Below are 8,210 nucleotides of genomic sequence, written 5' to 3'. Positions count from 1 at the left end.
TGGTCATCACCGTGGCGGTCGGCATGGCGATGCTGGGCGTGGGCCTGATGATCAACAGCCAGGTCGGGCTGATGAAGGGCTACTGGGACGACAAGGTCGAGATCTCGGTCTTCCTGTGTAAAAAGGGAACGGCCATGCCTGCCTGCAACGGCAAGGAGATCACGGCCGCGCAGATCAAGGCGCTCGAGTCGCACATCAAGGGCACGCCGGGCGTCAAGGGCGTGCTCTTCGAGAACGAGGCGGCCGCGTACGAGAACTTCAAGCAGTCGTACGCGACCAACAAGGCCCTCGTGGACGCGACCAAGGTCGAGGACCTGCCCCAGTCGTTCCGGATCAGCCTGCAGGACCCCAACAACTACCAGCCGGTCATCGACGCCGTGAAGGGCCAGCCTGGCGTCGCCCAGGTGATGGACCAGAAGCAGCTCATCGCCCCGTTCTTCAGCCTGCTCGACACACTCTCGATCGCCGCTCTCACGGTGGCCATCGTGCTGGTGCTGGCGGCGGCGCTGCTGATCGGCAACACGGTGCGGCTGTCGGCGTTCAACCGGCGCAGGGAGACCGGCATCATGCGGCTGGTCGGCGCGTCCAACCTCTACATCCAGCTGCCGTTCGTCATGGAGGGCGTCATCTCCGGCCTGGTGGGCGGGGTGTTCGCCGCGGTCATCCTGATCATGGCGAAGGTGTTCCTGTTCGACGAGGTCGTCGGCTTCTTCGGGGACGCCACCGCCGCGCTCGGCTGGAACGACCTGGCCCAGACCATCACAATCACCATGATCATCGGTGTCGTGATCTGTATCCTGGCCTCCTTCGTGACTCTGCGCCGATACCTGAGGGTGTAGGCGTGCGCTTGGGTCGCCGTCGCGCCGGTCGCCGGTAAAGTCGAAGCATGCCACGTGAGACCGGGCGGAAGGTCATCGCCCAGAACAAACGTGCTCGGCACGACTACCACGTCGAGGACACTTTCGAGGCGGGTCTCGTGCTGCAGGGCACCGAGGTGAAGTCGCTACGCGAAGGCCGCGCTTCGCTCGCCGACGGCTACGCCAGCATCGACGGCGACGAGGCGTGGCTGCTCAACGTGCACATCCCCGAATACACGCAGGGGACGTGGACGAACCACGCGGCGCGCCGCAAGCGCAAGTTGCTGCTGCACCGCAAGGAGATCGACAAGCTCGCCGCCAAGACGAAGGAGGGCGGGCTCACGATCGTGCCGCTGACGCTCTACTTCAAGGACGGCAGGGCCAAGGTCGAGATCGCCATCGCCCGGGGTAAGAAGGACTGGGACAAGCGGCAGGCGCTGGCGGAGCAGCAGGCCAAACGGGAGATGGCCCGGGCGCTGCGGCACAAGAACCGATGAGAGCGTGGCACCGCAACCCATGAGACGCGCCCGCCGCACTCTGGCCGCGACCGCCACTCTGGCGGTCGCGAGCACCACGCTGACCGGCTGTTTCGAGGAGCCCTCGCCGCACGACGCGGTGCGCGACTTCCTCGTGGGCTGGCAGTCCGAGGACTACGACCTGGCCGCCGGCCGTACCGACGGCGACCAGGCGACGGTCCGCAAGGCGCTGTCCGACGCCAAGCTGGAGCTGGACGCCGCCTCGTTCCGGTTCAAGATCACCAGCGTCAGCCAGACCGGCGAGCAGGAGTCCAAGGCCGGTTTTCACGCCGAGGTGGATCTGGGGGAGAACAACCCCCTGTGGGAGTACGACGGCACGCTGCCGCTGCACCTGGTCGACGGGTCATGGAAGGTGCGCTGGTCGCTCTCGGTGCTGCATCCGCAGCTCAAGGAGGGCCAGCGGTTCGCCGTCGACACCAAACTGCTGCCCCGCCAGCCGGTGGTCGACAAGTCGGGCGAGTCGCTGCAGAGCGACACCGTGCTCTTCGTCGCGGGCGTACACCCGAACAAGCTCGGCGACCAGGCGGAAGAGGTCGTGGCGCAGTTGTCGGAGGTCACCGGTTACGCCCAGGACCGGCTGCTGAGCCGGGTCAGGTCGTCGCCGCCGGACAAGTTCGTGCCGCTGGTGACGTTCGGCCGCGCGCGCTACGAGACGATGCGCGCCAAGTTGTCGGCGATCACCGGCATCGTGATCGACGAGCAGGAGCAGCCCGTCAACCCCGACCCGCCCCGGCAGATCGTGGGCAGCGTCAGCGCGCTCACCCCCGAGACCGAGCAGAAGCTCGGCGGCCCCCAGCGGGCCGGCGACTCGGTGGGCAAGAGCGGCCTTCAGCAGGCATACCAGGACTTCCTGACCGGATCCACGCAGACCAGGGTGATCACCCTCGACCTGAAGACCGGCCGCGAGGTCAGCCGGCTGAAGGAGTGGCCCGGCCGGCAGAACGTCTCGGTCAAGACCACCATCGACCGGGCCGTACAGGCGGCGGCCGAGCAGGCGGTGACCGACACCGAGGAGAGCGCGCTGGTGGCGGTGCACCGCGACACCGGCGAGATCCTCGCGGTCGGCGCCAAGGGCCTGCACCAGGAGCGGGACGCGCTGGCCGGCAAGTTCCCCGCCGGGACGGCGTTCTCGATCGTGGCCGCGGACGCGCTGCTCAAGAAGGGCGTCAGCACCAAGCAGCGGCTGGCCTGCCCGCAGGAGCGCACGGTGGGCGGGGCCAAGTTCGTGCACGCGGGCCAGTCCACGGGAGTCACGACGTCGGCCACGTTCCAGGAGAACTTCGCCGAGGGCTGCGTCACCGCGCTGGCCTCGCTGGCGCGCCGCATCACGGCCGACGAGCTGACCAGGAGCGCCAAGGGGCTGGGCGTGGGGCAGCCGTGGCGGCTGCCGCTGAAGTCGTTCAGCGGCGCTGTGCCGGCGCTGTCCAGCGACGCCGACAAGGCCAAGGCGATCGCGGGCCAGAACGTCGAGGTGAGCCCGCTCAGCATGGCCCTGGTGGCCGCGGCGGTCGCATCGGGCACCTGGCGCCCGCCCGTGCTGGTCACCGAGCCCAGGTCACCCGACCCGGCGGGGGAGACGGCCCCGGCCGCCCAGCCCTCGCCCACGCCGGTGGACGCGAAGGTACGCACGGCGCTGACGACCATGATGCGGGCCGGCGCGCTCGGCACACCCGCCCAGGCGGGCAAGGGCAAGGTGTACGGCGTCACGGCGGTGGCGGGCGACCAGCAGGGCTGGTTCGTCGGCTGGCAGGGCGACGTGGCCATCGCGGTGCTGGCGAAGAACTACAACCCCGCGGCCGTGGCGGGCAACTTCTTCGCGGCCCTTGGCAACCCGTCGTGAATTCTTCGCGACGCTGAGCAACCATCCGGGCGGCCGATTGCGTCTTACTGAGTGACTGGGCCCGCTCGGGGGGTTGCGGTTCCAGTCGCCGTGATGAGATCAGGACTTCATCTCGGGGGAAGTCCTGCCGTCCGGACCGGCTCGACCCTGCCGGTCGGCCCCCGGGAGCGCGTGCCTCTAGCGCCGCGCTCCCGGGGGTTTCGCCATGAGGAATTAAGTTGGCGTTGAGGGCGTTGTCCCCTGTAGATTCATCAGTGCGCGCAGCTCCGCCTCCTCGGCGGGACGGCGTGTTGATAATTGCACAGGGGGTGACTGGCTTCGACTTCGACTTTGCAAGCCAGGTGAAGCGGGCCGAGGACTGCGGACATAACCTCGTTAATCCTGTGACCGCAAACTACAAGTGCCAATTCCAAGAGCACTGTGGCGGCCAGGGACTCCCTGGCCCTCGCTGCCTAAGCAGCGAAACCACTGTCAGCCCGGGAGTGCCTTCGGCCCGGGATCTGGCATCGCTAGAAGGCTCAACCGCTCGACCCGGCCACGGGGGAGAGCGGGAAATCAAACAGTGGCTGAGCCCGTCGGCGACTCGCCTGCGTGATCGCCGGGGCTGAGAAAAGCACAGCAGGCTGCGCCCGGAGAAGCCCTGACTTGGGGTTGAAGGACGCGGGTTCGATTCCCGCCACCTCCACCACTTCAGACCGCCTCTGACCTGTCCGAGACCTCGGCAGGCAGGGGCGGTTTTTTGTTCGCGGAGCGATCATGGGCGCGCGGGCCATCGGTGAGGCGGAGATGCCCGGTGAATGTCCGATGGATGACCTGGCCGCAGGGATGCCGGCGGCGCAGCATCGATCCTGTCGGTGCCAAGGACTGTCGCGGGGGTTCCTCGTACGCGACCTTCCGGCCGTGCCGGCGAGTCCGGCAGGATCGAGAGGAGAGCAATGACCCGCAAGGCGCTTATCATGACGTTCCTGACGTTGCTGGCCTTCTTCGTCAGCACGTTCCCTGCCAGAGCAGGTGTCAGCGAGCGGTCCTCCGCTAACTCCTACACGACGGCGACGAATGCTTCCCAGGTGGCGGTGCTCGCCAGTTGTTCCTCGACGCCGCCGCCATGGTGGTTCAACTACAGCGCGGCGTTCACCGACGCCAACAGGTGCAACAAGTGCCTTGAGATGGGGAGGGTGTGGAACGCCCGGGGCTACCAGTCGTATTGCTGGACGGTCGCGGACTGGCGGGTCGAGCTCTGGCTCTATCACCCGTAGGAACTTGCGCGTACGGCGAAGCGCCGGAGCCCCCGGCTTCCGGCGCTTCATCGGTTCGATGCCGTTACGCGCTGGAGGCGTACGTGGCAAAGAAGGGACCGGGAGTGGGGGCTCCGCCGGGGGCGAAGCAGGCCACGGTGTGGGCCTCGACGTCGGTGACGTTGATCGTCCACACGTCCGACAACTGGCAGTAGAGCGGTCGCCCGCTGTACGCGGTCACCTGCATGTGGGTCTCGCGGACGCCGACCCCGGGATAGACGACGTCCCACTCGCCGGGGGCGAACACGGTGGCCGTGTTCGGTCCGACGACCGAGTTGTAGTTGGTGTCCGGCATCGGCGCGCCGGACACCGGGTGCAGCAGGTAGCCGAGGTTGAGCGGCGGTCCCGGCACCCCGTACACGGCGCGCTTGTTGTGGTGGGACAGCGTGAACGCGCTGTCGGTGTCGGTGCCCGCGCGGTCGGTGCAGGCCAGGTAGATGAGATAGCCGCGCCTGCCCAGCGACCAGTCGGCCACCCTGCAGTGGCGTGCGGTCAGGTTCCCCGTCACCGCCGTCGCCTGGAAGTTGCCCGTGTACGTGCCGGGCGACGGGACCGGCATCTCGACCCGGTAGCGGCCGGGCGCGAGGCGGGTTACCACGTTGCCCATGCCGGTCGAGTTGAAGTCGGTGATGGTGGCCCCGCCCGCGTCGGCGTGCACGTACGCGTGGCTGCCGATGGGCGAGGATCCGGTGCTGGCCGTGTAGAGCACGGTGAACCGGGTGTTGGCCGCGACGCCGGCGGCGTCGAAGCACCATACGGTGATCAGTTCGGCGCGGCCCGAAGCCAGCCAGTTGCCCGACTGGCAGAAGCCGCCGGTGGCGTCCACGGCGGTCACATGGACGATGCCCGGGTAGCCGGCGGTGCACGGGAAGCTGACCCGGTAGATGCCGGCGGCGGGGTTCGAGACGGTGCCCCAGTCGTTGGGGCAGTTGGTCTTGTAGCTGCCCCACTGGTGGGCCGTGCTCATGACGTACCCCATCGGCGGGCTCGCGTTGTCCATGTAGGCGAAGGCCCACACGTTGGGGACGGCCGCCTGGGCCGGTCCCGCCCCCGGCAGCAGCGCGGCCAGGGCCAGCAGCAGCCCGGCCAGTAATCTTGAAGTCGTGCCCATGAATTCCCCCTCTGCTCTGCCTGGGGGTCAGGGTCTCAGCCGCTCTCTTTAAGTCGCCATACGAAGAAATGCGTACAAAAGAGTAAAAGTACGTAGACGGCGGGTCCGGGACGTGCCGACACTCGCCGCTATGGACCTGTCGGCGCAGGACTACGAGCGCATGCTCGACCTGGCGATCGAACTTCTCGACAGCGCGGCCCCGGAGCTGGAGTGGCCCCGGCTGGCCGCCGAACTCAACGAGAGCCTGCACGGCGCGCTCTGCCTGTTCCTGGACGACGTGCGGTACTTCGAGCGCGACGGGCACGTCGAGGCGTGGTCGCCGCAGTCGGCGGGGGAACTGCCGCTGGACACGATCCTGCGGGAGAACATGGGGGACCACCCGCTGGCCATCCACTACGCCACGCACGAGGAGGACCGGGCGCCGCTGGCCGTCGCGGACGTGGCGGGCCGGGCCGAGTGGCGGCGCACTCCGACGTACCTGACCATGCGGGAGGTGCTGGGCGTCGACCAGAACATCGCGCTGCCGCTGGCGGCGCCGCCCGGCGTGATCCGGGCCTTCCTCGTCTGCCGGCCGCCCGGCGAGGAGGTCAGCGAGCGGGACCACGCCTTCGCGGCCCGGGTCCAGCCCCTGCTCATCGCCGCCGAGAAGCACCTGCGCTACCTGAGCAGGTGGCGGGAGTCGTTCACGGCGCCCGCGCGTGATCCGGGGCGGCTGGCCGGATGGCTCGGGGTGACGCCGAGGGAGCTCTGTGTCCTGTCGTTGCTGGCCGAGGGGCTGACGGCCAGTGCCATCGGGCGGCGGCTGGGGATCTCGCCCAGGACCGTCAGCAAGCACCAGGAGAACCTCTACAGGAAGCTTGAGGCGACCAACCGGGTCACGGCGATCCGTCACGCGCAGTGGCTCGGTCTGGTCCCGGAGACGAAGCCTCAGGGACCTACGCCAGAGCGGTGACATGTCACGGCCAGGGCTCGTTTACCCTTACTGTGAGCAACCAGCCCTTTACCTATGCTTAGGTGTCTTTTGACAGTTTCCGTGTTGAGGCGGGGTTGCAGCGTTGTCAAGGTTCGACTGGCGTCATTCGGCGTTCGCGCCGCTGGTGGGCGTCCTGGTGTCCGGTTTGCTGATGGTGGTAGGGGCAGTGGCGGCACTGCTCGAGTTCGTGGGCGCGACCACGGCGCCCGCCGCGGCTGAGCTTGTGGTCGCGCTCATCATCGCGGTGTTCCTGACCACGGTGCTGAGGATCGCCAGGGCCGTTCCCGACATCAAGCGGGAGAGCGCCGCGACGGCGCGGGCGGTGGCGAGCATCAGCTCGGTGAAGCCGGGCGACGACACGCTGGTGGCGCGGCGGCTGCGGTTGTTCAAGGAGTCTGCCGAGGCGGGGAGCGACGCCGAGGCGGTGCTGAGCGCCCGCTCCGCGCTGGACGAGACGGAGATGGCCAACAAGCACCACATCGACCACGCGCTCATCTGGGCGCTGCCGGTCTTCGGGTTCATCGGCACCGCTCTGACCATGGCCGCGATGGTCGGCTCGTTCGGCAACGCGCTGGACGGCCAGGGCGATCCCAGCGTGCTGATCGCCGCGCTCAAGCAGCACGTGCTGCCCGAACTGGCCTCCGCGTTCGGCGTCACCATGGTCGCGCTGTTCCTGAGCGTGCTCGCGTTCGGCGCGATGACGCTGGTCGAACGGGGCGAGCGGGCCGGGGTGGCGGCGGCCGACGAGGTGTTCCTGGTCTACCTCGCGCGCCTGCCCGGCAACAAGCAGGCCCCGGCCAAGGCCGCGCCGGCCGTCGCCGCCCCCGACGTGCAGGGGCTCACGCAGGAACTGGCCTACTCCAGGGGCAGGACCGAGGAGCTGATCAAGGGCCTGGACGCGCTGCGCACCTCCGTGGAGCGGCTGAGCGCCGTCGAGAGCAGGCCGCAGAAGTACACGCTGGTGAGGGAGCAGTGAGGAAGCGGGCCGCCAGGCCGTTCGCCCCACCGCTCGACCTGCGTTTCATCGACCTGTTCATGGCCATCGTGCTGGCGCTGTCGTTCGTCGCGATCATGCTGACCGTCGTGATGCGGATGTTGCCGACCGAGAACGTCACGCCGCCGGTCCAGCAGAAGAGCGTGGCCCAGCTCGAACGGGAGCTCCAGGCCGCCGAGCAGGCCAGGGCGGCGGCCGAGGCCGAGCTGCGTACGACGCGGGACCAGATCTCCGAGCAGACCGCCTTCACCCTGCCCTGGTGGCTGATCGGCTTCTGCGCGCTGCTCGGCGTGCTCGCGGTCTTCATGAACTGGCGGGTCCGGCTGTGGAACAAGGGCAGCCTGCCGCCGTTGTGGAGCTGGGGGCTGGTCACGGTGGTGGTGGCCGTGGTCACGGTGGTGGTCAGGTCGCTCAGCGACGGGCAGGGCTACCTGCTGCTGGCCGAGATCCCGTGGTGGGCCGCCGACGTGCTCTGCCTGGGGCTGCTGCTGGTCGCGTACGTGCTGATCTCCGACATCCGCGCGCACAACGCCGCGCTGAAGGAGATCAAGGCCCGGCCGGTACGTGAGCCGGTGTCGTGATCGGTGTTCAGGAGAATGTCACT

Annotated in this window: 8 protein-coding genes and 1 other RNA gene; 8 read left to right on the top strand and 1 reads right to left on the bottom strand. The window is 68.5% G+C overall.

Going from position 1 to position 8,210, the window contains the following annotated elements:
• The 5 genes from ftsX to AB0I81_RS39695 form a co-directional block, all read left to right on the top strand.
• The coding region (ftsX, locus tag AB0I81_RS39715) for a permease-like cell division protein FtsX (RefSeq protein WP_360668280.1) at positions 1-839 on the top strand (839 nt) is incomplete at its 5' end.
• Positions 840-886: 47 nt separating this feature from the next.
• Positions 887-1,354, top strand: a complete 468-nt coding sequence (gene smpB, locus AB0I81_RS39710) for an SsrA-binding protein SmpB (RefSeq protein WP_360668277.1) — start codon at positions 887-889, stop codon at positions 1,352-1,354.
• Positions 1,355-1,373: 19 nt separating this feature from the next.
• Positions 1,374-3,233, top strand: coding sequence for a penicillin-binding transpeptidase domain-containing protein (locus AB0I81_RS39705; protein ID WP_360668274.1), 1,860 nt, complete (start codon positions 1,374-1,376; stop codon positions 3,231-3,233).
• Positions 3,234-3,537: 304 nt separating this feature from the next.
• Positions 3,538-3,921: a transfer-messenger RNA gene (gene ssrA, locus AB0I81_RS39700) on the top strand.
• A gap of 247 nt (positions 3,922-4,168) precedes the next feature.
• Entirely contained in the window at positions 4,169-4,489 is a 321-nt protein-coding gene (locus AB0I81_RS39695) for a hypothetical protein (RefSeq protein ID WP_360668271.1), read from the top strand.
• 64 nt (positions 4,490-4,553) lie between these two features.
• Here AB0I81_RS39695 and AB0I81_RS39690 read toward each other — a convergent pair whose 3' ends face one another.
• Positions 4,554-5,639 carry a hypothetical protein gene (locus AB0I81_RS39690; RefSeq protein ID WP_360668268.1) on the bottom strand — a complete coding sequence of 362 codons (1,086 nt, stop codon included), beginning with the start codon at positions 5,637-5,639 and terminating at the stop codon, positions 4,554-4,556.
• A gap of 130 nt (positions 5,640-5,769) precedes the next feature.
• Between AB0I81_RS39690 and AB0I81_RS39685 the strand changes: the two genes are divergently transcribed.
• From AB0I81_RS39685 to AB0I81_RS39675, 3 genes are all read left to right on the top strand, one after another.
• Positions 5,770-6,591 carry a helix-turn-helix transcriptional regulator gene (locus tag AB0I81_RS39685; RefSeq protein WP_360668265.1) on the top strand — a complete coding sequence of 274 codons (822 nt, stop codon included), beginning with the start codon at positions 5,770-5,772 and terminating at the stop codon, positions 6,589-6,591.
• Between the two features lie 103 nt (positions 6,592-6,694).
• Positions 6,695-7,588: a hypothetical protein gene (locus AB0I81_RS39680; RefSeq protein WP_360668262.1), complete on the top strand. Its 894-nt coding sequence runs from the start codon at positions 6,695-6,697 to the stop codon at positions 7,586-7,588.
• Positions 7,585-8,187, top strand: a complete 603-nt coding sequence (locus AB0I81_RS39675) for a hypothetical protein (protein ID WP_360668259.1) — start codon at positions 7,585-7,587, stop codon at positions 8,185-8,187. Before AB0I81_RS39680 ends, AB0I81_RS39675 begins: the two co-directional genes overlap by 4 nt.
• Positions 8,188-8,210: the final 23 nt, after the last annotated feature.

It is taken from the genome of Nonomuraea sp. NPDC050404 (assembly GCF_040655495.1).
Lineage (GTDB): Bacteria > Actinomycetota > Actinomycetes > Streptosporangiales > Streptosporangiaceae > Nonomuraea.
The sequence above is the reverse complement of the archived record's forward strand: the minus strand, read 5'-3'. Positions and strand labels throughout refer to the sequence as shown.